We start from the raw sequence: 24,361 nt of genomic DNA, 5'->3' as shown, positions 1-24,361 counted from the left end.
GCGGGGAGGAGCGGCACGATGACCGTCGTAGACGACAGGATCGACATGGCCGACATCAGCGACGAGCGCACCCTGGACATGATGTTCGAGTGGCTTGAGCCCACCCCCGAGGGATTCAAGGTCGAGATCGTCGAGGGGAACGTCTACATGTCGCCGCAGCGGGACACGCACTGGGAGATCACCTTCGACATCCTGGAGCAGCTGCGCACCACCTACGAACGCCGGCAGCTGAAGACCGACGTACGCATCGACTTCCCCGGTCTCCTCAACGGCTTCGCCTCCGACGTCGTCGCCCTCGCCTCCGACGCCGTCAAGGGCGACGACGGCCGCTGGCGCTACCAGGACATCGAGTTCGTCGCCGAAGTGATCTCCCGCAGCACCGGCGCCAACGACTACGGCGCCAAGAAGGCCGTGTACGCCACCGCCGAGGTCCCCGTGTACCTCATCGTCGACCCGTACACCGGGACCTGGCACCTGCACACGCTCCCGAAGGGCGACGAGTACCGCAGCGTCCTGAGCCTGGACTTCGGCACCCCGGTCGACCTGACGTCGACCGTCGTCGGTCTCACCCTCGCGACCGACGCCTTCCCCCGCGACTGACCCGGACACGCGAAAGGCGCCCGCCTCCCGGAACATCGGGAAGCGGGCGCCTTTCGCGTACCTCACGCCGCCGTCGTCAGCCGCTCGCGCGGGACGAAGCGGACGTGCGGGCGGCCCGGGCGGAGGTCGACCTTCAGGCGGAGACCGCCGACGCGGGCGAGGGCGAAGCCGACGGCCAGGGCGGCGATCACCGAGATCACGCCGCCGGACGCGAAGCCGACGCGGGCGCCGTACGTGTCGCTGATCCAGCCGACGATCGGGGCGCCCACCGGCGTACCCCCGGCGAAGACCATCATGTACAGGCTCATCACCCGGCCCCGCATCTCCGGGTCGGCCGCCATCTGCACGCTCGTGTTCGCGGTGATGTTCGTCGTCAGGCCCAGCATGCCGATCGGGACCAGCAGGAGCGAGAACAGCCAGACGCTCGGGGACAGTGAGGCGGCGATCTCCAGCAGGCCGAACGCCGTGCCCGCCGCCACCAGCATCCGCAGCCGCGTGGAGCGGCGGCGGGCCGAGAGCAGCGCTCCGGCCAGCGAACCGGCGGCCATCAGGATGTTGAAGAACGAGTACATCCCGGCGCCGCCGTCGAAGACCCCGTCGGCGAAGGCGGTGAGCCAGATCGGGAAGTTGAAGCCGAACGTGCCGACGAAGCCGACCAGGACGATCGGCCAGATCAGCTCCGGGCGGCCCTTGACGTAACGCAGCCCCTCCCGCAGCTGTCCCTTGGCGCGGGGCACCCGCACCGAGGGGTGGAGCTCGTTCGTCCGCATCATCAGCAGGCCGATGAGCGGGGCCAGGAAGGAGAGGCCGTTGAGCAGGAACGCCCAGCCGCTGCCGACCGTGGTGATCAGGACACCCGCGACGGCGGGGCCGATGAGCCGGGCGGACTGGAAGTTCGCCGAGTTCAGGCTGACCGCGTTGCGGAGCTGCGCGGGGCCGACCATCTCGGAGACGAACGACTGGCGGGCCGGGTTGTCGACGACGGTCACCATGCCGAGCAGGAAGGCGACCAGGTAGACGTGCCAGACCTCGACGGCCCCGGTCAGGGTCAGGACGGCCAGCGCGATACCGCACAGGCCGAGCATGGCCTGGCTGACGAGCAGGATCTGCCGCTTCGGGAGGCGGTCGGCGATGACACCGCCGTACAGGCCGAAGAGCAGCATGGGCAGGAACTGGAGGGCCGTGGTGATGCCGACGGCGGTGGCGGAACCCGTCAGGCTCAGGACGAGCCAGTCCTGCGTGATGCGGGACATCCAGGTACCGGTGTTGGAGATCACGGCGCCCGTGGCGAACAGGCGGTAGTTACGGATCTTCAGCGACGAGAAGGTCCCGCCGGTCGTGCTCTCGTGGGTGGAAGTCGGTGCGGGGGCGGAGTCTGCTCCGGGTCCCGTACTCAAAAGGGTTCATCTCCTCGTACGTCTGCGGCGTGCGGTCCGACGAGGACGTGACGACGGGCGCTCCGGCGGTGATCGGTCCGGCCGTACAGCGGTGTACGGCCGGGGCGGTCACCGGCGTCGCGCCCGCGGGGTCACAGGTGGGCGAGCTTCTCCAACACGGGCGCGGCGGCCCGCAGCATCTCCCACTCGTCCTCGTCCAGGCCCTCGGCGAGCTGGGCCAGCCAGGCGTTCCGCTTGGAGCGGCTCTCCGCGAGCATGGCCTCGGCCTGCTCGGTCTGGCTGACGACCTTCTGCCGACGGTCATCGGGGTGCGGTTCCAGCCTGACGAGTCCCTTCGCCTCCAGCAGCGCGACGATGCGGGTCATCGACGGAGGCTGCACATGCTCCTTGCGGGCCAGCTCACCGGGGGTGGCCGAACCGCAGCGGGCCAGGGTGCCGAGCACCGACATCTCGGTGGGGCTCAGCGATTCGTCGACGCGCTGGTGCTTCAGGCGCCGGCCCAGCAGCATCACGGCCGAGCGGAGGGAGCTCACGGCGGCGGCACTCTCGCCGTCGTGGATCAGGTCAGGCATGTTCGTTAGCGTAACTCATTACCCAATCTAAATACCACTCGGTTATGCGTGGGCGAGAAACAGATCACCCGAAAGAGTGAGATGGGGGCGGAAAGCGAGGTGAAAAGCGCCCCCGGGCGGGGACCCTGCTTGGCATGGGATCGACAGTGCTCAGCCTGCGCATAGACGGTGAGCTGCTCGACCGGCTCCGGCAGCACGCCGCGAAACGCGGCATGAGCGTCCAGGACTATGTGGTCCGGACGCTCATGCGCGACGACTTCGACGAACGCTTCAAGGCGGCCGTCGACGAGACGGAGAAGTTCTACGGGGAGACGGAGGGGCTCTGCGGGCCGACGGGCCCCGCGGTGACGAGGGACCCGATCACGTGAGGCCGAGCGCCGGCATCGCGTAGTAGAAGACGAAGACCGCCGACACCACGTACATCGCGATCGGGACCTCACGGCCCCGGCCCGCCGCCAGCCGCAGCACGGAGAAGGCGATGAAGCCGATGCCGATGCCGTTGGTGATCGAGTACGTGAACGGCATCATCACCATCGCCAGGAACGCCGGGACCGCCAGCGTGTAGTCGCTCCAGTCGATGTCCCGTACCGACCCCGCGATGATCAGGAAGCCGACCGCCAGCAGGGCGGGGGTGGCCGCCTGCGACGGGACCATGGTCGCCAGCGGTGTGAGGAACAGCGCCACCGAGAAGAGCAGACCGGTCACCACGCTCGCCAGTCCGGTGCGGGCGCCCTCTCCGACGCCCGCCGTGGACTCCACGAAGCAGGTGGTGGCGGAGGCGGAGGTCGCACCGCCCGAGGCGACCGCGATGCCGTCCACGAACAGCACCTTGTTGATGCCGGGGAAGGTGCCGTTCTCGTCCATCAGCTTGGCCTCGTCACCGACACCGAGGATGGTGCCCATCGCGTCGAAGAAGCAGGACAGCAGCACGGTGAAGACGAACAGGATGCCGGTCAGATAGCCGACCTTGGCGAAGCCGCCGAAGAGGCTGACCTCACCGAGCAGCCCGAAGTCCGGCGCGGAGACCGGGTTCCCCGGCCATGCGGGCGTCGTCAGGCCCCAGGCCCCCTCGGGCAGGCCCGCCACCGCGTCGATGACCACGGCGAGGAGCGTCATGGCGATGATCGAGATCAGGATCGCGCCGGGCACCTTGCGCACGATCAGCGCGAGCGTGAGCAGCGCGCCGAGCACGAAGACGAGGATCGGCCAGCCGGTGAGGTGGCCGTCGGCGCCGAGCTGGAGCGGCACGGTGGTGTGGGCCTCGTTCGGGATGCGCGAGACGAAGCCCGAGTCGACGAGGCCGATCAGCAGGATGAAGAGGCCGATACCGATCGCGATGCCCTTGCGGAGCGACTTCGGTACGGCGTTCATCACGCGTTCCCGCAGCCCGGTCGCGACCAGCAGCATGACCACGATGCCCGCGAGGACGACCATGCCCATCGCGTCCGGCCAGCTCATCCGGGGGGCGAGCTGGAGCGCGACGACGGTGTTGACGCCGAGCCCGGCCGCGAGCGCGATCGGCACATTGCCGATGACACCCATCAGGAGCGTGGAGAAGGCGGCGGAGAGCACGGTGGCGGTGACCAGCTGGCCGTTGTCGAGCTGGTGGCCGTACATGTCCTTCGCGCTGCCCAGGATGATCGGGTTGAGCACGATGATGTACGCCATCGCGAAGAACGTGGCGAACCCGCCGCGGAATTCGCGCGCGACGGTCGACCCCCGCTCGGAGATCTTGAAGAACCGGTCCAGGCCGCCCTGGGGCTGCGGGGCCGAGGGCTGCGGGGAGTCGACCGGAGCGGTGGCCGAGGGGGGCATGGGTGACCTCAGTCGTACGTAGGGGTGGGGCGCGGAGAGGTGAGAGCAAGGGGCGCAAAAGTGATCGACATTGGATGTTCAGACGAACGAATCGAGCCAGCCCAAAGCAGATTCAGTATGAATACATCAGGCGAAGATCGCTATCTCCGCGCGTAGACCCTTGGGAGCCCTGCACGGACCCTCGGGTTCCTTGAGGACGAACGGCCCCCCGGCCTGCCGTACAGGGGCCCCATACACTGAACTCATGGAGAAGTGGACACCGAAGCACGAGGCGCCCGAGCCCCTGGAGGGCCCCGTCGTCTCCACCATCGTGGGCGGCACGATCCTCTGGTTCGTCCTCTTCCTCGCCCAGCTCCCCTTCTACGGCTGGTTCGCCGACCGGGGGCACACCTGGTGGGTATGGACCCCGCTGGCCGGTGCCGGACTGGGGCTGATCGGCATCTGGTACGTCCGCGGGCGCGACGCCGCCCTCAAGCGGCACGCGGCCCAGGCGCAGGCCGAGGCCGAGGCGGAGGCCCGGGCGAAGGCGGAAGCGGAAGCGGACGGTCTGACGGCGTAGGCCGCGGCCGCCCGGTGCGGTGCGCAGTGCGCGGTCGGGGCTCCTGACGGCGTGGCCGCCTGCCTCTTCCGTACGGGCTCCTCCCCGTCCCCGTACAACCCTGGGACCGACTTGCTCCTCCCCTGGTCGGATCTTCGACCCCCCGACGGGTGATCAGCGCCGGGCGCCCGTACCTTCTAACCATGACGCAGCGGGCACTCGATTCCTCCGGGGAGCACACACCCGGACCTCCCCGGCCGGCCATGATCGACGCGGGGGCGGAACTCGACCCCGTACATCCGGTCGACCTTCCGCCATCCGGCCATCGCGCCACCGGCCTCACCACGGCCGAGGTCGCCGAGCGGGTGGCTCGGGGTGAGGTCAACGACGTACCCGTACGGTCCTCGCGGTCCCTCACCGAGATCGTCCGCGCCAACGTCTTCACCCGGTTCAACCTGATCATCGGCGTGCTCTGGGTGATCATGCTGTTCGTGGCGCCGATCCAGGACAGCCTCTTCGGCTTCGTGATCGTCGCCAACACCGGCATCGGCATCATCCAGGAGTGGCGGGCCAAGCGGACCCTGGACAGCCTCGCGGTGATCGGTGAGGCGAAGCCGACCGTGCGGCGCGACGGGAGCGCCGTCGAGGTCTCCACCCACGAGATCGTCCTCGGGGACGTGATCGAGCTGGGGCCCGGCGACAAGGTGGTCGTGGACGGCACGGTCGCGGAGGCCGACAGCCTGGAGGTCGACGAGTCGCTGCTGACCGGTGAGGCCGACCCGGTGCTCAAGCGGCCCGGCGACCCGGTGATGTCCGGCAGTTTCGTCGTCGCGGGCGGCGGCGCGTTCACCGCGACCAAGGTCGGGCGCGAGGCGTACGCGGCCCAGCTCGCGGAGGAGGCGTCGCGCTTCACGCTCGTCCACTCCGAGCTGCGCAGCGGCATCAGCACGATCCTGAAGTACGTCACCTGGATGATGGTGCCGACGGCGATCGGACTCATCATCAGCCAGCTCGTCGTGAAGGACAACAACTTCAAGGACTCCGTCGCCCGGACCGTCGGCGGCATCGTCCCGATGATCCCCGAGGGGCTGGTGCTCCTCACCTCCGTCGCCTTCGCCATCGGCGTCGTACGGCTCGGCCGCAAGCAGTGCCTCGTGCAGGAGCTGCCCGCCATCGAGGGGCTCGCCCGGGTCGACGTGGTCTGCCTGGACAAGACCGGGACCCTCACCGAGGGCGGCATGGACATCACGGAGGTCCGGCCGCTGAACGGGAGCGACGAGGCGTACGTCCACCAGGTGCTGCGCTCCCTCGGCTCCTCCGACCCCCGCCCCAACGCCAGCCTCCAGGCCATCATCGACGCCTATCCGGCGGGCGGGGACGGCAAGGCCGCCTGGGCGGTCACCGAAGCGATGCCGTTCTCCTCCGCCCGCAAGTACAGCGGCGCCACGTTCACCGAGGCCGACGGCACCTCCTCCGCCTGGCTGCTCGGCGCCCCCGACGTCCTGCTCCCCGAGGGCGACCCCACCCTCGACGAGATCGACCACCTCAACCAGCAGGGCCTGCGCGTGCTGCTCCTGGCCCGGGTGCCGAGCGGCGAACTGGACGCCCCGGACGCGGCGGAGGGCGACGTGCCCACCGCGCTCGTCGTCCTGGAGCAGCGGCTGCGGCCGGACGCGGCAGAGACCCTGAAGTACTTCGCCCAGCAGAACGTGGCCACCAAGGTCATCTCCGGCGACAACGCCGTCTCGGTCGGCGCGGTCGCCGGGAAGCTGGGCCTCGCGGGCGCCGAGAACACCCTCGACGCCCGCCGGATGCCCACCGACCCGGACGAGATGGCCACGGCCATGGAGCAGAACGCGGTCTTCGGCCGGGTCACCCCGCAGCAGAAGCGGGACATGGTCGCCGCCCTCCAGTCGCGCGGCCACACGGTGGCGATGACCGGCGACGGCGTCAACGACGTCCTGGCCCTCAAGGACGCCGACATCGGGGTCTCGATGGGCTCCGGCTCCGAGGCCACGCGCGCGGTCGCCCAGATCGTGCTGCTGAACAACAGCTTCGCCACGCTCCCGTCGGTGGTGGCCGAGGGCCGCCGGGTGATCGGCAACATCACCCGTGTCGCGACCCTCTTCCTCACCAAGACGGTCTACTCGGTGCTGCTGGCGATCCTGGTGGTCTGCTCGCAGGTGGAGTACCCGTTCCTGCCGCGCCACCTGACGCTGCTGGCCACGCTGACCATCGGCGTCCCCGCGTTCTTCCTGGCCCTCGCGCCGAACAAGGAACGCGCCCAGCCCCACTTCGTCCGCCGCGTCATGCGGTACGCGATCCCCTCGGGCGTCATCGCGGCGGCGGCCACCTTCACCACGTACCTGCTGGCCCGCCACCACTACTCCGGTCCCGGAGCGCTGGAGGCCGAGACGAGCGCGGCGACGCTGACGCTGTTCCTGGTCGCGATGTGGGTCCTGGCGATCATCGCCCGCCCCTACACCTGGTGGCGCATCGGCCTGGTGGCGGCGATGGGGCTCGGCTTCCTGATCGTGCTCGTGGTGCCGTGGCTCCAGGAGTTCTTCGCCCTGAAGCTGGTGGGGACGACCATGCCGTGGGCGGCGGTCGGCATCGCGGTGGCGGCGGCGGCCGCGCTGGAGTTCAGCTGGCGCCTGGTGGGCCGGCGCTTCGGGGCGTAGGCGGCGCCGGGCGCGGAGTGCCACAGCCATACGGAAGCCCCCGGGAGGCTCGGCCTCCCGGGGGCTTCCGTATGGCTGTGGCTGTGACTACTTCACGTCGAGGTAGTCGGCGGCCGAGGTGACGGCCGGGGTGGAGGCCGTACCGGCGAAGCTGTAGCGCCAGTGGCCGTCCACGGTCGCCTTCACCGTGGTCTTCAGGGCGCCGGTCGAGCTGGACTTGACCGTCTTGATGTTCTTGTAGGTCTTCGCGCCCTTCTTCTTGAACTGGAGCTTGACCGACTGCTTGCTGTAGCCCTGGTACTTGTAGGTCTCCCAGTTGGCGCGCGTCAGCTTGCCGGTGACCGTGATCGTCTTGCCCTTCTTCACCGGCTCCGGCGAAGCGTTCGCGGTCAGCTTGGAGAGGCGCTGCACCCGCACCTTGGCGACGGAGTCACGCTGGACCTCCTCGCCCTTCATGGTCACCGCCACGACCCCGACGTTCCAGTTGGCCGCGTCGGAGTTCAGCAGCAGCTTCGGGTCGAGGGTGATGGTCCCCTTGCAGGTCGTGGTGGTCGCGTTGGCAACCTTGCAGGAGAAGCCCTTCTCGTCCGGACCGAAGCCGATGCCCTTGTTGACGCTCTTGCCGTGCCAGATGAACGGGGCGGCGCCGCCGATCCCGGAGGGGTCGGAGGCGGTGACGGAGAAGGAGACCTTCTTCTTCGCCGAGGTGCCGAGGACGATCGGCTTGCCGCTGTTGACGGTCGCCTTGGTGATCTTCACCTTCGCCGACTTCGCGGCGGCGCCGACCGTACGCTTCGCCTGGTCGCCCGGGACGGACTGGAAGGCGGTGAAACCGCGGTCCGCCGACCGCGAAGAGGTGTCATCGGCCTGTGCGGCCGGTACGGCGAGGGCGGAGAGAGCCAGGGCGCCGGAGACGGCAGCCACAGTGGCACGAATACGCATGTGATGTTCCCCACGTGGAGAAGGGGCTCCGGGGCGGCGTTGTCAGCCCGGCGGAGCCCATCTGGTCCAGAGCCTGTTGGCTCACAGGATCAGACGGGTGACCTGCGTGAATGGTTGTACGACTTTATGACTTTCCTGTGAACCATGTGACGCGTGCCCCCTGCCCTGCTCGGCCCGTCCCGGGGCGGGCCGAGCAGGGGTGTGAGCCGGGCTACTTCACGTCGAGGTAGTCGGCGGCCGAGGTGACGGCCGGGGTCGAGGACGTACCGGCGAAGCTGTAGCGCCAGTGGCCGTCCACGGTCGCCTTCACCGTCGTCTTCAGAGCACCGGCCGAGCTCGACTTGACCGTCTTGATGTTCTTGTAGGTCTTCGCGCCCTTCTTCTTGAACTGGAGCTTCACCGACTGCTTGCCGTAGCCCTGGTACTTGAAGGTCTCCCAGTTGGCGCGCGTCAGCTTGCCGGTGACCGTGATCGTCTTGCCCTTCTTCACCGGCTCCGGCGAAGCGTTCGCGGTCAGCTTGGACTGACGCTGGAGCTTGAAGGACTTGGCCTTCTCCGTCCAGATGAAGTCGCCGTCCTTGGCGTTGACCCAGGCGTCGACATACCAGGTGCCCGCCCGGTCGTTGCCGTACAGCAGGTCGACCTTCGGGTCGACGACGAACTTCGCGGTGCAGGTGTTGCTCTTGCAGGTGGTGGCGCTCGTCGTCAGGATGCCGAACGCCGGTCCGCGCAGGCTGATGTCGGCGTCCTTGATGCCGGAGTTGTCCTTGGCGGTCAGGACGACCGTGAACTTCTTGACGCCCGAGGTCCCGACGACCACGTTCTTGCCGCCGTTGACCGTCACCTTGGTGATGGTGGTGTCGCCGTAGCGACCGTCCGCCTGGGCGGCCGGGACCGTGAGGGCGGTAACGGCCAGGGCGCCGGTGACGACGGCCGCAAACGTACGCATGCGCATGTGTTCCCCGTGGAGAAGGGGTCCTGCCCCGAGGTGCGAACGGGGGCGGACCGGTCCGAACTGACTGTGGCCGACGGCCTGTTGACTCCGGCAGTTCAGCCACTCACCCGGTGAGACCCGCCCCGCCCGCGCATGGTTGTACACAGATATGCGTTTTCTGTGAAGGAGATCGGAGGGCGAAGGGGGCGGGCGTCGCCCCCCCTCAGTCGAACCAGCGGTCCCGCGCCAGCTCCTCCGTACGCGACGGGTCCTCCAGCAGGGCCGCCACCTCGAAGCGGCGCGGCCACTGGCCCGCCGCCCAGGCCAGGCCCGCCGCGACCCCCTCCAGGGTGGCGGCGTGGACGACGCCGTCCGGGGTGCGGCGCCAGTCCAGTTCGACGCCGCCCGCGTGGAGTTCGGTGTGCTCGATGTACGTGTCCGGGGTGGCGGGGCCGAGCAGGACGCGGACGGACTCCGGTACGCGGTGCTCCTCGCCCTCGCTGGTGACGCCCGCCTCGATCGTCTCGCCGAGCCGCCGCACCTGGAGCAGGTCGGCCAGCTCGGCGGCCCGGGACGGGGCCACGGGGAGCAGGGGCAGCCCCTCCGTCAGCGGCAGCACGTCCGGGGCGTCCGCGATGACCGCGTCCGCCGCGTCGACCACGACCACCTCGCCGTCCACCACCGCCCGCAGCTCGTCCGGCAACGTCACCTGGTCCGGGTCGAGTTCGGCGAGGGCGGTGTACAGGGCGTGCAGCTGTACGGGGGTGACGGGCCGGTCCTCGTCGGCGAGCCGGCCCAGCAGCTCGGCCGCACCGCCCGGCTCGTCCAGAAGGGCGGCGACCGATGTGCGCACCCCGAGGGCCCGCAGCACCTGGGTGTCGTCGAAGCCGGTGGCGTCCACCGCGTCGTACAGCCCCGCCAGACGCGGGTCACCGCCCGCCGCGCGCAGCCCGGCGGGGCGGCGGCCGTCCAGGACGGGGTGGTCGCGCAGCCACCACGCGGTGTACGGGCGCACGGACTGCGTCGTCCCGTCCGGCAGCAGCACCCGCACCGGCTGCGTCAGCGCGTCCCGCAACGGCGGCTGCGCCAGCATCGCGAGCGCCTGCGGCCAGGCGTCGTCGTCCACCAGGTCCAGATCCCGTACGGCGACGATCTCGGTGGCGACCGGCGGCACCGGCGTCTCGGGCAGCTGGTCGAGGAGGTCCTCGCACCACACGTCGACGGCGTCCAGCAGCCCGGCGTCGTCCGGCTCGGCGAAGTCGCTGTCGCGGGGCTCCAGTTCGTCCGGGTCCAGAACGACATCGGTGGCCCGGACGAGGGCGAAGGTGGCGAGCACCCCGCAGGCGGTGAGCGGACCCTCACCCCAGCGTTCCGCCAACTCCTCGTCCACCGGAGCGAGTTCCCCTTCCCGGATCACCTGGGCGAACGCGCTTCCGGGGAAGACCAGTTCACCGGCGGGGGCGGGTTCGCCGTCCTCGTCGGGGAGGGCGAGCGCGCCGAGCCAGGGCTCGTCGCCGGGGGCCAGTTCGGCATCGCGTACGAGGATGAGGACGGTCTCCGCCAGCTCGTCGGCGTCGAGCGCGTCCTCGTCCCAGATCTCGCCCGCGTCCAGCGATCCGGCGACCGCGGAACGTACTTGAGGGGTCGTCAGAACGGCGCGGGGGGTGGCGGGCAGCGCGCCGAGCTTCTCCAGGAGCGGGTGGGCCGCGTCCGGGTGGGCGACCTTGAGGCCGAGGCGGGAGAGCCGGGCGAGCACGGGGCCGGTGAGGGCGTCCGGGAGGGGCAGCAGCACCTGGCGGGGGCCAATGGTGGTGCGCGGCGGGCGGCCTGCCCGCTCGTCCTCCGGGTCGCCCGCGAGCGGGACGGGGAGGCCGGAGAGCCGGTCGGGGTCGATGCCCGCGAGGCTGTCGTAGAGCCGGTGCCACCAGGCGGGGTCGCGCTCAAGACCGGCGAGGCGGTCGATGGCCTCGGTCAGGGGCACCCGGGCGACGCCGAGGGTACGGAGCTCGGGGCGGCGCTCCAGACCTGCGGGCAGCAGACAGGGCAGCACCTCGGCGAGGACCCGTACGGTCTCGGCCCCGACGCCCTCGACGACCTCCGCCTCGACGGGGCGCAGGGCGGCGGTGGCGGTCCCGCTGGTGGTCTCCGTACGGTCCCAGTCGTCCGCCCAGCTCCGGTCGGCCTCCGCGTCCCGGGGCGCGGCGGGCTCCAGGAACGCGACCCTCGGCAGCCGGGCCAGGATCGCCCCGCGCAGGGCCCCGTCCAGGCCGCCCTTGCCGAGCGGGCCCGGCACCAGGTCGATGGTCCCGGTCGACACCGGCCGCCAGGCGCCCAGCAGTTCCGCGTACGCGTCGGCCGCCCGCTCCACCAGGAAGTCCGTGAGCGGCCCGGGGGCCGGGTGCCTGCGGGCGGTGTCCAGGGGGAGGGAGGCGATGAGCAGGGCGGGGATGCCGAGGGGCTCGTCGGTGGGGGTGGGGGCGTGGACGACCGGGGCCGTACGGGGGGTGAGCGGGGCGCCGGACTCGTCGACCGGGACCGCCCAGGTGACCGACCAGTGCGGGCGCAGCCGCTCCTCGACCGGGCGGTCGGCGAGGAGGGCGGGCTCGACGGGGCCGTGGTGGAAGACGGTGCGCCAGCGGTTCAGGCCGTGCGCGGAGTCGTCGATGTGCGTGTACGGGCCGTGGGCCGACCGGCTCAGGGTCCGTACGCCCTCCGGCGTCTCGATGACCACCTCGTCCAGGCCGGGCAGGGTGAGCAGCAGCGCGTCGTCCACGGCGGCCAGCAGCCGGGCGGCCAGATCCTCGGCGGCGGGGTCGCGGAGCGGCAGCACGACGACGGTGTCGTACCCCTCGGGTGCGGAGCCCTCGGCGGGCAGCGGGAGGCGCAGCAGCGGTACGTGGCCGTCGCGGCGGCGCAGCTCGTCGCCGAGGCCGGGGGAGCCGACGGCCGCGTCCCGGGCCATCTCGCGGGCCTCGGCCAGGGACCAGCGGACCCCGCCGTGGCGGCCGAGCACGGCCGGTTCGTCGCTGACCGCGAGGACGGCGGCGAACCCGACGCCGAACCGGCCCACGGCGGACTCGTGGCCCTCGCGCTTGGCGGAGGCGCGAAGGGTGGAGAGCGACTCCACGCCGGTGGCGTCCAGGGGGGCGCCGGTGTTGGCGGCGGCGAGGACGCAGCGGCCGTCCGGGGCGCCGGGGGCGGCGGGGTGCAGGGTGAGGCGGAGCCGGCCGGGGACGCCCGCGCGGGCGGCGGCGTCGGCGGCGTTCTGGGCCAGCTCGACGACGAGGCGGTCGCGGTAGCCGCCGAGGGCGAGGTCCTCCTCGGCGTTGGCGTCCTCCCGGAAGCGGGCGGGGCCCGCGCCCCAGGCGTCGAGCACGCCGCGCCGCAGCCGTGCCGTCCCGAACGGATCGGCCCCCTCGGTCGCATTCATGCTCACGCTGTCGACTCCGTCCGCCGTGGTGGGGGTGGCTGCGCCTGTGTTCCGTACCTGCCGCCCAGTGTGCGCCCGAAGGTACCGTGCCACCCAGCCCGTCCGGCGTTTGAGGACGGAACCCTCGGCTGGGTGGGCGGGCACGAAACAAGGGCCCTGGGGCCCAGCACCCCGCAGAGATGCCCGACACCACGTCGACGGTTCCGTCCTCAAACGCCGGACGGGCTGGATCGGGTGACCGCCACTACGAGTGGCCCAGGTCCTCCGACGCGCCGTCGGCCTCGGACGGCACCGAGCCGCCCCCGCGCTCGGGGCGGAGCGCGTACTCGTCCACCCGCATCGTGTCCAGCGCATGCTCCGCCGGCCGCACCGGCTTCGGCATCACCGCCGCCTCCGAGTGCCCCCCGCACCCGTATGCCAGCGACACCACATGCCCGTCCGCCGGGCCGAACTCGTTCGCGCAGACCCCGAACGCCTGCTTCAGCGAGCCCGCCATCGGGATCAGGAACGCGCAGCTCACACAGGTGGCCGGGGCCGCCTGTGCCATCGGGGTGTTCGGGCCGAACGCCTCGTCCCAGCGGTCGGCCGCCTCGTACAGCCCGTACCGCGACAGCACCCGCGCCCGCCGCGTACCCAGCTCGTCGGCGACGGCGGCGATGGAGCCCCGGGTGGTGGCGGCCACCGGCCGGTCCGTCAGCTCGGCGTCCTCCGAGTCGACGAGCTCCGCCAGCTCGTCGGAGACGGCCGAGTTCGGCGGCGGCTCGTCCTCGCCGGTCCAGCCCGGCTCCAGGCGCAGGTCCTCCGCCTCGGTCGGCAGCAGGTCGCCGGGGCCCATGTCGCCGGGGCGCAGCCGCTCGCTCCACGGCACCCACTCCGGGGCCAGGAGCGCGTCGGGCCCCGGCAGCAGCACCGTTTCGTCCAGGGTGACGTTCTTCGCACGGGAGGCCCGAGCGACGGTCACGGCCCAGCGCCAACCCCGGTAGCCGGGGTCCTTGGACTCGAAGTAGTGCGTGACGACGCGGTCCCCCTCGGAGACCACACCGGCATGCTCACCGACCACACCGGGCGCGGCGGCTTCCTCCGCCGCCGCGCGCGCGAGGTCCACCGCCTCGGCACACAGGCGGTCGGGAACGGGGGTACGGGCGGTACGGGCCGTACGGCTTCGCGTCGTCGCAGCACTCACAGGTCTTCGCTTCTCTCCATACGCCAGTCTCACGAGCGCGCCAGCTGCTGCACGATTGCCGTTTTCGGCCAGACAGCTGCGGGCGGAGCGGACCTGGGGGCCGCGTCGACGTCCACACCCGTTGTGCCTGCCTCGGGCGCGCCTTCTGCCACCCATTCTGCGGGATCGCGGAGAGGCGCGCGGCCAAGAACAACCGCCGGTGGCGCGTTACGCACGCTACCCTCTCCGCCGCTCCGCGCCCACCTGCCCGCCCCAAACGTGCCGTATCCGTGCTCCGGCGCCCGGCCCCCGGACACCCGCCCGGGAGCGTCCGCGCGCCCTCCGACATCCGGCCACCCCCGCCCCGGCGGACTTGCGCCACCCCGCCGGGCCCCTCCTCACACCGCCGGGCGGGCACGGGCCGAACACCACCGGCCGGGCACGGGACGGCGGCGGGGCGGGCTGGTCCGACAGGGCGTCACACGCGAGTCCCCGGCCGATCACCGTTCATACCGGCCGGGGTTGGGGCACTATGACGGAGTGACTGCCGCCAGGTCGCACGACGGTCCCGGCCCGTTCCGCAGGGCGGGACGGGCGACGGGCCGTGCCCTGCGCACCCCGTTCACCGGTGCGGCGCGGGGTATCCGCAAGGCGACGCACGCCCATGGCGCCGGGGAGTCCGGCCTCGGCAAACTCATCGAACTGCACGCGGTGAACGGCGCGGGTGACGTCATGATCACCGTCGCCCTCGCCTCCACCGTCTTCTTCTCCGTGCCCACGGACGAGGCGCGCGGGCGCGTCGCGCTCTACCTCGCCATCACCATGGCCCCCTTCACCCTGCTCGCCCCGGTGATCGGCCCGCTGCTGGACCGGCTGCCGCACGGCCGCCGGGCCGCGATGGCGGGCGCGATGCTGGCCCGCGCGCTGCTGGCGATCACCATGTCGGGCGCGGTCGCCACCGGCGGCCTGGAGCTGTATCCGGCCGCGCTGGGGGTGCTGGTCTCCTCGAAGGCGTACGGGGTGGTCCGCAGCGCGGTCGTGCCACGGCTGCTGCCACCCAAGTTCTCCCTGGTCAAAGCCAACTCACGGGTCACCCTGGCGGGGCTGCTCGCCACGGGGGTGGCGGCCCCGATCGGGGCCGGCCTCCAGACCATCGGCTCCGCCTGGCCGCTCTACGGCGCCTGCGCGATCTTCATCGTGGGCACCTTCCTCGCCTTCACGCTGCCGCCCAAGGTCGACTCCGCCAAGGGCGAGCGCCGGGCCCGCCTGATCGACCCCCAGGACCACCCGCACCTCCCGCACCGCGCGGAGCCCGTACGCCGCTCCGCCGCCCCCCAGCAGCAGCGCGGCAGAAAAGGCAACGGGGAGAAACCGCCCAGGGAGCGCCCGCCCGGCCTGAGGTCCGTCGGCGGGTCGGTGCTCCACGGCCTCCAGGCCAACGCGGCGCACCGGGCCCTCTCCGGCTTCCTGATCTTCTTCCTGGCGTTCCTGCTGCGCGAGCACCCGATGGCGGGCCAGAGCGCGGCCGTCTCGCTCGCCATCGTCGGCGTGTCGGCGGGGGCCGGGAACGCCTGCGGTACGGCGGTGGGCGCGTGGCTCCGGGCGCGCGGGCCCGAGGTGATCATCGCGACGGTGCTGGGGCTCGCCCTGGGCACGGCGGTGCTCGCCGCGGTGTTCTTCTCCACCGCGCTGGTCGCCGCGCTCGGCGCGGTCGCCGGGTTCACCCAGGCCCTGTCGAAGCTGTCGCTGGACGCGATGATCCAGCGGGACGTCCCCGAGGAGGTCCGCACCTCCGCGTTCGCCCGGTCCGAGACGCTGCTCCAGATGGCGTGGGTGGTCGGCGGCGGCATCGGGATCGCCCTGCCGCTCAACGCGGTGCTCGGCATGTCGGTCGCCGCGGGCATTCTCGCCCTCGGCGCGGCCGCCTCCGTACGGGGCCTCCTGGGGGCCGCGCGGCGCGGCTCGCCGCACCCCCGCGTGGCGTGAGCGGAGGGGACCGATAGCCTTCGGCCCATGACCGTTGCGTTCTTCTCCGGTAAGGGCCGTCGAATCGGCGTCGCTCTTGGTGCCGTGTCCGCGGGACTCCTTGTCCTGTCCGCCTGCGACAAGCCGACGCCGCTCGCCACCGTGACGGTCGGCACCGCCTCGGTGAACACCGAGGCCGCCTGCTACAACGACGGCGACCCGATCAAGGAATCGCTGATCCAGGGCTGCCTGAACAAGAAGGCCGACAAGGTCGTCGAGGTCGCGATGGACGACCAGGTCCGCTTCGGTGTCGACCCCGAGATCGCCGAGAACGGCTGGACGCTCTTCATCAACGGCCAGCAGGCCGAGCCGGAGCCGTTCAAGAAGACCTACCGGACGATCCCCGGCAGCGCCTTCTTCGCCAGCCAGACGGGCGAGCCCTCCAGCAAGACGAACGTCTCCATCGTGGAGACCGACGGCAAGCTCACCGGCATCTGGCAGTTCGAGTTCAAGAAGAAGTAAGAAGCGGCAAGAAGAAGGACCGGAAGAAGTCCTGAGGCTCTCCCTGTGCGTGTGCTCGTCGTGACCGCGGTCCCGGTGGAACGGGACGCGGTCACGCGTGCGTTCGGAGGCACCCCGGAGACGCTCGCCCTGCCGGGGGCCGAGCTGCACCGCAGCGGCGCGTTCGACGTCCTGGCGGGCGGAGCGGGCCCGTCGGCGGCAGCGGCGGCGACGGCCTTCGCCCTGGCGAGGGCTACTCCGGCCCCGGCTTCGGCTTCGTGCGGGGGAACGCCCCCGCGACCGTACGGGCTCGTCGTCTCCGCCGGGATCGGTGGCGGGTTCGCCCCCGCCGCCCCGCTCGGCTCGCTCGTCGTGGCGAGCGGCATCGTGGCGGCGGACCTGGGCGCCGAGACCCCGGACGGCTTCCTGCCCGTCACCGCGCTCGGCTTCGGCCGGGACCGCTTCACCCCGCCGCCCGCGCTGGTACGGGAGGTGGCGGCGGCCACCGGCGCCGCGCCCGGCCCCGTGCTCACCGTCTCCACCGTGACCGGCACCGCCGACCGCACCGCCGCCCTGCTCGCCGCGCACCCGGGTGCGCTGGCCGAGGCGATGGAGGGCTTCGGGGTGGCGGAGGCGGCCGACCGGGCCGGGGTGCCCGTGCTGGAGCTGCGGGCCGTGTCGAACACCGTCGGGCCCCGCGACCGGGCCGCCTGGCGCATCGGCGACGCGCTGGCCGCGCTCACGCAGGCGTTCGGGAAGGCGGCTCCCGTACTGGAGGGCTGGAAGGGCAGGAACAGCCACGAGGACCTGGAAGGTTGAACCCGGCATGACGACCGACACCGAGACCGCCACCGACTCCGCCCCGGGCCCGATCGAGATCGCCTTCTCGCCCTGCCCCAACGACACCTTCGTCTTCGACGCCTGGGCCCACGGCCGGGTCCCCGGCGCGCCTGCCCTGGACGTGACCTTCGCGGACATCGACGTCACCAACGGCATGGCCGAGCGCGGCGAACTGGACGTCCTGAAGGTCTCGTACGCGGTCCTGCCCTGGGTGCTGGACGAGTACGCGCTCCTGCCGTGCGGCGGGGCGCTGGGCCGGGGCTGCGGTCCGCTGGTCCTCACCAAGGAGCTGGGCCTCGACCTGACGGGCCGGACGGTGGCCGTGCCGAGCGAGCGCTCGACGGCGTACCTGCTGTTCCGGCTCTGGGCGGCGGAGAGGGTGCCGGGCGGGGTCGGCGAGGTCGTGGTGATGCCGTTCGACGAGATCATGCCCGCCGTCCGGGACGGCAAGGTGGACGCCGGGCTCGTCATCCACGAGGCCCGTTTCACGTACCGGAATTTCGGGCTCCACAACCTGGCCGACATGGGGCGCCACTGGGAGGACACCACCGGCCTCCCGATCCCCCTCGGCGCGATCATCGCCAAGCGGTCCCTCGGCGAGGAGACCCTGCGCCGCCTGGCCGACACGATCCGCAGCTCGGTCCGGCTGGCCTGGGACCACCCGGAGGTCTCGCGGCCGTACGTCCAGGAGCACGCCCAGGAGATGGACCCGGCGGTCGCGGACCAGCACATCGGCCTGTACGTGAACGAGTTCACCGCCGACCTCGGGGAGGACGGCTACGCGGCGGTCCGGGGCCTGCTGACCCGAGCGGCGGCCGAGGGGCTCGTACCGCCCCTCGGCCCGGACGCACTGGCGTTCCCCCAGGCGTCCGACGTCTGAGGTCCGAAGTCCGACGTCTGAGGTCTGATGCACAGCGACGAACCACGGGGGCAGAGCATGAAAGCGGAGCAGACCGGGGCCGGGCCGGGCGGCGGCCCCGACCTGGCATCGTCACCGGCCCGGAAGCGCGCGGCGGCGAACACCATCGCGACCGAACTCCAGCCGAACACCAAGAAGGCCGGCAACCGGTCCGACGCCTCCATGACCAGCGCGGCCGGCACCTTCGCCGGCTGGGCGACGGGCAAGGGGCTGAAAACGGCGCACACGACCTGGGAACGTCAGGTCAGGGCGCTCCTGGGACGGCTCGACACGGAGAAGGGCGCGCTGGGTTCGGCGGCGAACATCCTCGTCACCACGGACGTCGAGCGCGGCACGACCATCCGCCGCATCCCGTCGAGCCTCAGAACGTACTGACGGCGGCCCGGTGCACACCACGGCGACCGCATTCACCCTGAGGGCCTGGGCGGAGGGCCGCACCCACGAGCGGCGTACGGGCTACCGGGGCACATCGCCGGAGTTCGGCGAGATCGTGCTCACCGCACCGCTGCCCAGGAAGAACACCCCCGGCGGCCTGGTCTCCGAGGTGCGCGGGCCGTCGATCCCCACGGCGACGTTCGAGTCCCGCGGCATCCACACCGAGGCCGCGGACCTGCCGACGCTCAACGGATCGGTCCTCAGGGTCGGTGACGCCCTGGTCCACCTGCGCCGCAACCGGTTCGGGCTGACGCGCCGGGCCCGCGCGCTGCACTTCCGGTACGGCGGGGACCGCTACCGGCTGTGGGCGGCCGGCCGGAAGAAGTTCGTGCTGCGGCGGGAGGCCGACGACGAGGACCCCGGGGTCTCGGCCACGGCCACCCGGTCCGGGTTCGGCGGGAGCAGGAAGGTGGTGGTGCGGGTCTCCGGGCGCGCCCTCGCCGCGGACATCGCGCTCGTCGCGCTCTTCGCCGGGGTCGACCGGGCCCCGTTGACGCGTGGGGGCGCGGTCCGGGCCGCCCTCGCCCGGTCGGCGCGGCTCTTCGCGGAGAGCCGGAGCTGAGTCCCCCGGGAGACCGAGGGGGCCGGACGTGCTGAAGACCTCGGCCGCCTGGCACGAGGTCCTCAGCGCTGTCGGGCTCCTACACGTCCAGCTGGTCCGCCACCGCCCGCAGCAGGCCCGCGATCTTCGCACCGGCCGCCTTGTCCGGGTAGCGGCCTCGCTCCAGCTGGGGCGTGATGTTCTCCAGGACCGTCGTCAGGTCCTGCACGATCGACGCCAGCTCGTCCGGCTTGCGGCGCTGGGCGGCGGCGACGGACGGGGTGGGGTCGAGGACCACCACGGACAGGGCCTGGTCGCCGCGCTGGCCCGCGACCACGCCGAACTCCACACGCTGGCCGGGCTTGAGTGCGTCGACCCCGGCAGGGAGTACCGACGAGTGCACGAAGACGTCACCGCCGTCGTCGCGGGAGAGAAAGCCGAAGCCCTTCTCGCTGTTGAACCACTTCACCTTGCCGGTGGGCACGTCTGTCCCCGTCCTCGTACTCGTCAATGTGCGGAAGAGCCGTGCTCGACATCGAACAACGGCTCCGGATAGCAGTACAGCGGGTCACCGTGACCCGCCTGGTCCCAGGCTAATGGCCCTGCGGCCGGTGACAAGACGTCGCCGGAGTGTTCCTCCGGGCTGGGAACTACCCTGGTGGGGTGAGTACTACTCCTTCAGGCGCCGGGGACCGGCTGGTTCAGGTCGGCGCGATCGTCTTTTTCGTCGGCGCACTGGCCACTCTCGTCACGGTGGCCCCGCTCTTCCTCGGTACGGAACCGTTCCCTCCGATCGCGTACGGGGTCTGCATGTTCATGGGGGTCGGCTTCCTGATCGCCGGGGCGGGCGTCGTGCGCTCGGTCTGGCTCAGCTCCCCCAAGCGGGCCGCGAACCGCACCACCTGAGGATCTTCCGTAGATCTTCCGTCCGGATCACGCCGGTTCCCGGAGGTGGCTAGGCTCTGCCGTGTGAAGCAGCCAGGGCACGCCCTTCCGGCCCCTCCCACAGCCTGTGACGTCCCGGGCCGGGTCGCGGGGCGCGTCGACGACCTCCTCGTACAGATCGCGCACGGCAGCCGGGACGCCCTCGGCGAGCTCTACGATCTGCTCGCCCCGCTCCTGCTGGAGCTGCTGCGCTCCCGGCTGCCGGACGGCGCGGACGCCCGGTCCGCCCTGGTCGACGGCTTCAGCCGCGTCTGGCGGGAAGCGCCTTCGTACGATCCGGGGCCGCACGGCCTGGACTGGGTGATCGACCGGGTGGGCCAGGAGGGGAAGTAGCGGGCCCGGCGCCTCAGGCAGCCGCGCGGGTCTCCTCGTACGCCCGCAGCCAGGCCGGGAACTCCGTCAGGTCGCTCAGCACCACATCCGCGCCCGCCGCCCGCAGCTCCCGCTCGTCGCACGGGCCCGTGGTCACGGCGACCGACAGCGCTCCGGCCGCGCGGGCCCCCCGGACGTCCCCGGTGTGGTCGCCCACGTACACCTGCGCCCCGTGCTCGCGCAGCGCCTCGCCCTTGGCCTCCGCCCAGAGCCAGCCGATCACCGCGTCCGGCTCGATCCCGAGGTGGGCCAGGTGCAGCTTCGCGTTCGGCTCGTACTTCGCCGTGACGACGATCGCCCGGCCGCCGAGCGCCCGCACCTCGGCCACCGACTCCCGCGCCCCGGGAAGAGCCGTGGTCGGGGCTATCGCGTGGTCGACGTACAGCTCCCGGTAGCGGTCACCGGCGGCGGCCACCTCGTCGGCCGGGAACCAGTGCGCCAGCTCCGTATCCAGCGGCGGGCCGAGCCGGCTCACCACCAGGGCCTCGTCGATGCGCACCCCCGTCTCGGCGGACAGGACCCGGAAGGCGGCGGCGATGCCGGGCCGGGAGTCGATGAGCGTCATGTCGAGGTCGAAGCCGACGGTGAGGGGAGTGGGGTGGGGGCGCTCAGTCGTGGAAGCCATGAGGGCCATTGTGCCGACGGCACCGGCGGACCGGCCCACCGCCGTCTCCGGCGGGAACCCGCCGCCTAGACTGGGCCCGCACTTAGCCAAGCCTTAGTAACCCTTCCGGCAGCCCCTCGCGATTGGTTCCGATGTCAGCGTCAGCGCCCGCGCCAGCACCGGCACCGGCCGTCGCGTCCCGCACGCCCCGCGCACCCCGGCTCACCCGGCGTACGACCGCCCTGGCCGCCGCCGTCCTCGCGCTGCTGCTGGCCGTTCTGCTGAGCCTCGCCGTGGGGGCGCGGTCCATCCCGCCGGGCGAGGTGTTCGACGCGCTGCTGCACGGCGGGAGCTCCGACGCCGCCGAGGTCATCCGGACCATGCGGGTGCCGCGCACGCTGATCGGCCTGATGGTCGGCGCGGCGCTGGCCCTCGCGGGCACGGTGCTCCAGGGCATCACCCGTAACCCCATCGCCGACCCCGGCGTCCTCGGTATCAGCCAGGGCGCGTCGGTGGCGGTGGTGCTGGCCATCGCGTTCGCCGGGGTGCACACGCTGACCGGGTACGTCTGGTTCGCCTTCGCGGGGGCCGCCGTCGCCTCGGTCGCGGTGTACGCCATCGCCTCCGGCGGGCGCGGCGGGGCGACGCCCGTGAAGCTCGCGCTCGGCGGTGCGGCGATCAACGCGCTGCTGGTTTCGGTGACGACGGGGGTCCTCACGACGAAGGCGTCGGCGCTGGACGAGTTCCGGTTCTGGCAGGTCGGCTCGGTCGCGGGGCGGGAGACGGAGGTCGTCCAGCAGGTGTGGCCGTTCCTGCTGCTGGGCGTGGTGCTCGTGCTCTCCGTCGCCCGTGGTCTGGACGCGCTGGCGCTCGGCGAGGACGTGGCGAAGGGGCTCGGGCAGAACGTGGCGGCGGTCCGGATCACCGGCGGGATCGGGGCGACCGTGCTGACCGGGGTCGGGGTGGCCGCCGCCGGGCCGATCGCGTTCATCGGGCTCGCCGTCCCGCACATCGCCCGCGCGGTCGTCGGCAACGACCACCGCTGGGTGCTGCCCATGGCCGCGCTGCTCGGGCCCGTGATGCTGCTGGTGTCGGACGTCATCGGCCGGATCGTGTTCCCGCCGGGCGAGGTCCCGGCGGGGGTGATGACGGCCCTGATCGGGGTGCCGTTCCTGGTCGCCCTCGTAAGGAGGAAGGCGGTGCCGGCGTGAGTGCGAAGTCCACCGTCGTACGGGTCCGGCCCGCCGGGTACGCCGTCGTGAAGGCCGGGCCGCGCGGCCGGTTCCTGCTGCACCGGCGCGCCTCCCTCGTCGCCGCCGCCCTCCTCGGCCTCCTCGCCGCCGTCTGTGTCGCCTACCTCTGCGTCGGCGAGTCCTTCGTCGCGCCCGGCGAGGTCGTGAAGGTGCTCCTCGGGCAGCCGTCCTCCGCCGAGCTGGTCGTCGGCACGCTCCGGCTGCCCCGGATGGCCGTCGGGCTGCTGGTGGGCGCCGCGTTCGGGATCGCGGGGGCGCTCATCCAGACCGTGGCCCGCAACCCGCTCGCCAGCCCCGACATCATCGGCATCAGCCAGGGCGCGAGCGCGCTCACGGTCGGCGCGATGACCTTCGGCATCACCTCGTACGCCGTCCTCCCCCATCTCTCCGTCATCGGCGGCATCGCGGCCGCCGCCCTCGTCTACGTCTTCGCCTGGCGCGGCGGACTGCACGCCACCCGCTTCGTCCTCATCGGCATCGGCTTCGCCATCGCGCTGCGGTCGGTGACCATGCTCTTCCTGACCAAGGGCGACTACCTGGTCGCGCAGCAGGCGCAGATCTGGATGACCGGTTCGCTCAACGGGCGCGGCTGGGCGGAGGCCGCCCCGCTCGCCTGGACGCTGCTCCTCCTGCTGCCCGCCGTCGCCTGGGCGGCCCGTGCGCAGCGCACGGTGACGATGGACGACGACACCGCGACCGCGCTGGGCGTGCGCCTGGGGCGCGTACGGCTCGGACTCGTCGCGCTCGGGGTGGTCCTGGCCTCCGTGGCGACGGGCACGGCGGGGCCGGTGGACTTCGTGGCGCTGCTCGCCCCGCAGATCGCCCGCCGGATGACCCGTACGGCACAGATCCCGCTGGTCTCCTCGGCGCTGCTGGGCGCGGTGATCGTCGTCCTCGGCGATCTGCTCGCCCGCAGGCTGTTCTCGCCCACCGAACTGCCCGTGGGCGTCCTCACGGCGGCGGTCGGCGCCCCGTACCTGATCTGGCTGATCATCCGCGGTCACCGTGGCCGCAGTGGAGGCACCGCATGAGTCCGTCGACCGACGCAGCGCAGACGGGCTCCCGCCTCGCCGCCCGCGCCCTGACCCTCGCGTACGAGGACCGCACCGTCGTCCACGAGCTGGACCTCGCCGTGCCCGACGGGCAGGTCACCGTCATCGTCGGCCCCAACGCCTGCGGCAAGTCCACCACCCTGCGGGCACTCGGCCGGCTGCTGAAGCCGCGCGGCGGGGCGGTCCTGCTGGACGGTACGGAGCTGGCGCGGATACCGACCCGGCGCATCGCCCGGTCCATCGGGCTGCTCCCGCAGACCCCGGTGGCCCCCGAGGCGATCATCGTCTCCGACCTCGTGGCCCGGGGCCGCCAGCCGCACCAGAGCTGGTGGCAGCAGTGGTCGGACGCGGACGAGCGCGCGGTGACCGACGCCATGGCCCGTACGGATGTGACGGCGCTGGCCGACCGGCCGGTGGACGAGCTGTCGGGCGGGCAGCGCCAGCGGGTGTGGATCGCGATGGCGCTCGCGCAGGAGACGGACCTGCTGCTGCTGGACGAGCCGACGACCTATCTGGACATCGCGCACCAGGTGGAAGTCCTCGACCTGGTGCGCCAGTTGGCCTCGCCTGCCGCCGACGGCACCCGGGGCCGTACCGTCGTCACCGTGCTGCACGACCTCAACCAGGCGGCCCGGTACGCCGACCACCTGGTCGCCATGAAGGAGGGCCGGATCGTCGCGGAGGGCCGGCCGGAGGACATCGTCACCGCCGGGCTCGTCCGTGAGGTCTTCGGCCTGGCGGCGGTGATCGTCCCGGACCCGGTGACGGGTTCACCGCTCGTCGTTCCGGGCGCCCCCTGGACCTCCTCCGCCACCGCCCCGACTCAGACTCCGCATCCGACTCCCGGAAAGGCCCTCTGAACC

At 72.1% G+C, this 24,361-nt stretch carries 24 protein-coding genes and 1 pseudogene; 15 read left to right on the top strand and 10 right to left on the bottom strand.

The features are described 5' to 3' along the window. The first annotated feature begins 18 nt into the window (after window positions 1-18). Window positions 19-600 carry a hypothetical protein gene (locus B7C62_20110; protein ARF74283.1) on the top strand — a complete coding sequence of 194 codons (582 nt, stop codon included), beginning with the start codon at window positions 19-21 and terminating at the stop codon, window positions 598-600. A 62-nt stretch (window positions 601-662) separates the two neighbouring features. Here B7C62_20110 and B7C62_20105 read toward each other — a convergent pair whose 3' ends face one another. Both B7C62_20105 and B7C62_20100 read right to left on the bottom strand, forming a co-directional pair. Next, window positions 663-1,997, bottom strand: coding sequence for an MFS transporter (locus B7C62_20105; GenBank protein ID ARF74282.1), 1,335 nt, complete (start codon window positions 1,995-1,997; stop codon window positions 663-665). A gap of 131 nt (window positions 1,998-2,128) precedes the next feature. Further along, entirely contained in the window at window positions 2,129-2,569 is a 441-nt protein-coding gene (locus tag B7C62_20100) for a MarR family transcriptional regulator (protein ID ARF74281.1), read from the bottom strand. A gap of 134 nt (window positions 2,570-2,703) precedes the next feature. On the opposite strand from B7C62_20100, the gene B7C62_20095 reads away from it, so the two are divergent. Then, window positions 2,704-2,937, top strand: a complete 234-nt coding sequence (locus tag B7C62_20095) for a hypothetical protein (GenBank protein ARF74280.1) — start codon at window positions 2,704-2,706, stop codon at window positions 2,935-2,937. Here B7C62_20095 and B7C62_20090 read toward each other — a convergent pair. Next, window positions 2,930-4,384 (bottom strand): MFS transporter, encoded by a 1,455-nt coding sequence (locus B7C62_20090; GenBank protein ID ARF74279.1) that lies wholly within the window; start codon window positions 4,382-4,384, stop codon window positions 2,930-2,932. The two genes, B7C62_20095 and B7C62_20090, sit on opposite strands and share 8 nt — an antisense overlap. 244 nt (window positions 4,385-4,628) lie before the next feature. Here B7C62_20090 and B7C62_20085 point away from each other — a divergent pair, with 244 nt between their 5' ends. Together B7C62_20085 and B7C62_20080 are read left to right on the top strand one after the other, a co-directional pair. Next, on the top strand, window positions 4,629-4,943 hold the full coding sequence (locus B7C62_20085; protein ARF74278.1) for a DUF2530 domain-containing protein: 315 nt from the start codon (window positions 4,629-4,631) through the stop codon (window positions 4,941-4,943). A 182-nt stretch (window positions 4,944-5,125) separates the two neighbouring features. Beyond that, window positions 5,126-7,603, top strand: coding sequence for a magnesium-transporting ATPase (locus tag B7C62_20080; GenBank protein ID ARF74277.1), 2,478 nt, complete (start codon window positions 5,126-5,128; stop codon window positions 7,601-7,603). Between the two features lie 87 nt (window positions 7,604-7,690). Here B7C62_20080 and B7C62_20075 read toward each other — a convergent pair whose 3' ends face one another. The 5 genes and pseudogenes from B7C62_20075 to B7C62_20055 all read right to left on the bottom strand — a co-directional run bounded on the left by B7C62_20075 (window position 7,691) and on the right by B7C62_20055 (window position 14,388). Further along, window positions 7,691-8,545, bottom strand: coding sequence for a calcium-binding protein (locus B7C62_20075; protein ID ARF74276.1), 855 nt, complete (start codon window positions 8,543-8,545; stop codon window positions 7,691-7,693). 211 nt (window positions 8,546-8,756) lie between these two features. Further along, complete coding sequence (locus tag B7C62_20070) at window positions 8,757-9,500, bottom strand: calcium-binding protein (GenBank protein ARF74275.1); 744 nt, start codon at window positions 9,498-9,500, stop codon at window positions 8,757-8,759. A 202-nt stretch (window positions 9,501-9,702) separates the two neighbouring features. Beyond that, window positions 9,703-12,909 carry a molecular chaperone Hsp90 gene (locus B7C62_20065; protein ARF74274.1) on the bottom strand — a complete coding sequence of 1,069 codons (3,207 nt, stop codon included), beginning with the start codon at window positions 12,907-12,909 and terminating at the stop codon, window positions 9,703-9,705. A gap of 244 nt (window positions 12,910-13,153) precedes the next feature. Then, on the bottom strand, window positions 13,154-14,014 hold the full coding sequence (locus B7C62_20060; GenBank protein ID ARF74273.1) for a hypothetical protein: 861 nt from the start codon (window positions 14,012-14,014) through the stop codon (window positions 13,154-13,156). After that, window positions 13,959-14,388, bottom strand: a pseudogene (locus B7C62_20055) (hypothetical protein). Before B7C62_20055 ends, B7C62_20060 begins: the two are co-directional and overlap by 56 nt. A gap of 223 nt (window positions 14,389-14,611) precedes the next feature. Between B7C62_20055 and B7C62_20050 the strand changes: the two are divergent. Genes B7C62_20050 through B7C62_20025 form a run of 6 tightly spaced genes read left to right on the top strand, consistent with a single transcriptional unit; the run spans window position 14,612 to window position 19,293 of the window. Further along, window positions 14,612-16,057, top strand: coding sequence for a hypothetical protein (locus tag B7C62_20050; protein ARF74272.1), 1,446 nt, complete (start codon window positions 14,612-14,614; stop codon window positions 16,055-16,057). Window positions 16,058-16,084: 27 nt separating this feature from the next. Then, window positions 16,085-16,558, top strand: a complete 474-nt coding sequence (locus B7C62_20045) for a DUF2771 domain-containing protein (GenBank protein ARF74271.1) — start codon at window positions 16,085-16,087, stop codon at window positions 16,556-16,558. Window positions 16,559-16,603: 45 nt separating this feature from the next. Further along, window positions 16,604-17,356, top strand: a complete 753-nt coding sequence (locus B7C62_20040; protein ID ARF74270.1) for a futalosine hydrolase — start codon at window positions 16,604-16,606, stop codon at window positions 17,354-17,356. 7 nt (window positions 17,357-17,363) lie between these two features. Beyond that, window positions 17,364-18,257: a 1,4-dihydroxy-6-naphthoate synthase gene (locus B7C62_20035; protein ID ARF74269.1), complete on the top strand. Its 894-nt coding sequence runs from the start codon at window positions 17,364-17,366 to the stop codon at window positions 18,255-18,257. Window positions 18,258-18,314: 57 nt separating this feature from the next. Next, window positions 18,315-18,671, top strand: a complete 357-nt coding sequence (locus tag B7C62_20030) for a hypothetical protein (protein ID ARF74268.1) — start codon at window positions 18,315-18,317, stop codon at window positions 18,669-18,671. A 10-nt stretch (window positions 18,672-18,681) separates the two neighbouring features. Further along, window positions 18,682-19,293, top strand: coding sequence for a hypothetical protein (locus B7C62_20025; protein ID ARF74267.1), 612 nt, complete (start codon window positions 18,682-18,684; stop codon window positions 19,291-19,293). 79 nt (window positions 19,294-19,372) lie between these two features. On the opposite strand, the gene B7C62_20020 is transcribed toward B7C62_20025, so the two are convergent. Then, window positions 19,373-19,756 (bottom strand): cold-shock protein, encoded by a 384-nt coding sequence (locus B7C62_20020; GenBank protein ARF74266.1) that lies wholly within the window; start codon window positions 19,754-19,756, stop codon window positions 19,373-19,375. Window positions 19,757-19,935: 179 nt separating this feature from the next. Between B7C62_20020 and B7C62_20015 the strand changes: the two genes are divergently transcribed. After that, entirely contained in the window at window positions 19,936-20,178 is a 243-nt protein-coding gene (locus B7C62_20015; GenBank protein ARF74265.1) for a hypothetical protein, read from the top strand. A 63-nt stretch (window positions 20,179-20,241) separates the two neighbouring features. Next, window positions 20,242-20,550, top strand: a complete 309-nt coding sequence (locus B7C62_20010) for a hypothetical protein (GenBank protein ARF74264.1) — start codon at window positions 20,242-20,244, stop codon at window positions 20,548-20,550. A 13-nt stretch (window positions 20,551-20,563) separates the two neighbouring features. On the opposite strand, the gene B7C62_20005 is transcribed toward B7C62_20010, so the two are convergent. Next, complete coding sequence (locus tag B7C62_20005) at window positions 20,564-21,214, bottom strand: haloacid dehalogenase (protein ID ARF77282.1); 651 nt, start codon at window positions 21,212-21,214, stop codon at window positions 20,564-20,566. A gap of 131 nt (window positions 21,215-21,345) precedes the next feature. Here B7C62_20005 and B7C62_20000 point away from each other — a divergent pair, with 131 nt between their 5' ends. The 3 genes from B7C62_20000 to B7C62_19990 are packed head-to-tail and all read left to right on the top strand — an operon-like array spanning window position 21,346 to window position 24,358. Next, complete coding sequence (locus B7C62_20000; protein ID ARF74263.1) at window positions 21,346-22,404, top strand: iron ABC transporter permease; 1,059 nt, start codon at window positions 21,346-21,348, stop codon at window positions 22,402-22,404. Further along, complete coding sequence (locus B7C62_19995; protein ARF74262.1) at window positions 22,401-23,477, top strand: iron ABC transporter; 1,077 nt, start codon at window positions 22,401-22,403, stop codon at window positions 23,475-23,477. The genes B7C62_20000 and B7C62_19995 overlap by 4 nt, the downstream gene beginning before the upstream one ends. Then, entirely contained in the window at window positions 23,474-24,358 is an 885-nt protein-coding gene (locus tag B7C62_19990; GenBank protein ARF74261.1) for an ABC transporter, read from the top strand. Before B7C62_19995 ends, B7C62_19990 begins: the two co-directional genes overlap by 4 nt. Window positions 24,359-24,361: the final 3 nt, after the last annotated feature.

Source organism: Kitasatospora albolonga (assembly GCA_002082585.1).
Lineage (GTDB): Bacteria > Actinomycetota > Actinomycetes > Streptomycetales > Streptomycetaceae > Streptomyces > Streptomyces stephensoniae.
The sequence above is the reverse complement of the archived record's forward strand: the minus strand, read 5'-3'. Positions and strand labels throughout refer to the sequence as shown.

Bases quoted from the DNA above. Each gene is read 5' to 3' on its own strand.
- B7C62_20110 (ARF74283.1), top strand. From the start codon at position 19: ATGACCGTCGTAGACGACAGGATCGACATGGCCGACATCAGCGACGAG.
- B7C62_20100 (ARF74281.1), bottom strand. From the start codon at position 2,569: ATGCCTGACCTGATCCACGACGGCGAGAGTGCCGCCGCCGTGAGCTCC.
- B7C62_20095 (ARF74280.1), top strand. From the start codon at position 2,704: ATGGGATCGACAGTGCTCAGCCTGCGCATAGACGGTGAGCTGCTCGAC.
- B7C62_20090 (ARF74279.1), bottom strand. From the start codon at position 4,384: ATGCCCCCCTCGGCCACCGCTCCGGTCGACTCCCCGCAGCCCTCGGCC.
- B7C62_20085 (ARF74278.1), top strand. From the start codon at position 4,629: ATGGAGAAGTGGACACCGAAGCACGAGGCGCCCGAGCCCCTGGAGGGC.
- B7C62_20080 (ARF74277.1), top strand. From the start codon at position 5,126: ATGACGCAGCGGGCACTCGATTCCTCCGGGGAGCACACACCCGGACCT.
- B7C62_20075 (ARF74276.1), bottom strand. From the start codon at position 8,545: ATGCGTATTCGTGCCACTGTGGCTGCCGTCTCCGGCGCCCTGGCTCTC.
- B7C62_20070 (ARF74275.1), bottom strand. From the start codon at position 9,500: ATGCGCATGCGTACGTTTGCGGCCGTCGTCACCGGCGCCCTGGCCGTT.
- B7C62_20065 (ARF74274.1), bottom strand. From the start codon at position 12,909: ATGAATGCGACCGAGGGGGCCGATCCGTTCGGGACGGCACGGCTGCGG.
- B7C62_20045 (ARF74271.1), top strand. From the start codon at position 16,085: ATGACCGTTGCGTTCTTCTCCGGTAAGGGCCGTCGAATCGGCGTCGCT.
- B7C62_20035 (ARF74269.1), top strand. From the start codon at position 17,364: ATGACGACCGACACCGAGACCGCCACCGACTCCGCCCCGGGCCCGATC.
- B7C62_20030 (ARF74268.1), top strand. From the start codon at position 18,315: ATGAAAGCGGAGCAGACCGGGGCCGGGCCGGGCGGCGGCCCCGACCTG.
- B7C62_20005 (ARF77282.1), bottom strand. From the start codon at position 21,214: ATGGCTTCCACGACTGAGCGCCCCCACCCCACTCCCCTCACCGTCGGC.
- B7C62_20000 (ARF74263.1), top strand. From the start codon at position 21,346: ATGTCAGCGTCAGCGCCCGCGCCAGCACCGGCACCGGCCGTCGCGTCC.
- B7C62_19990 (ARF74261.1), top strand. From the start codon at position 23,474: ATGAGTCCGTCGACCGACGCAGCGCAGACGGGCTCCCGCCTCGCCGCC.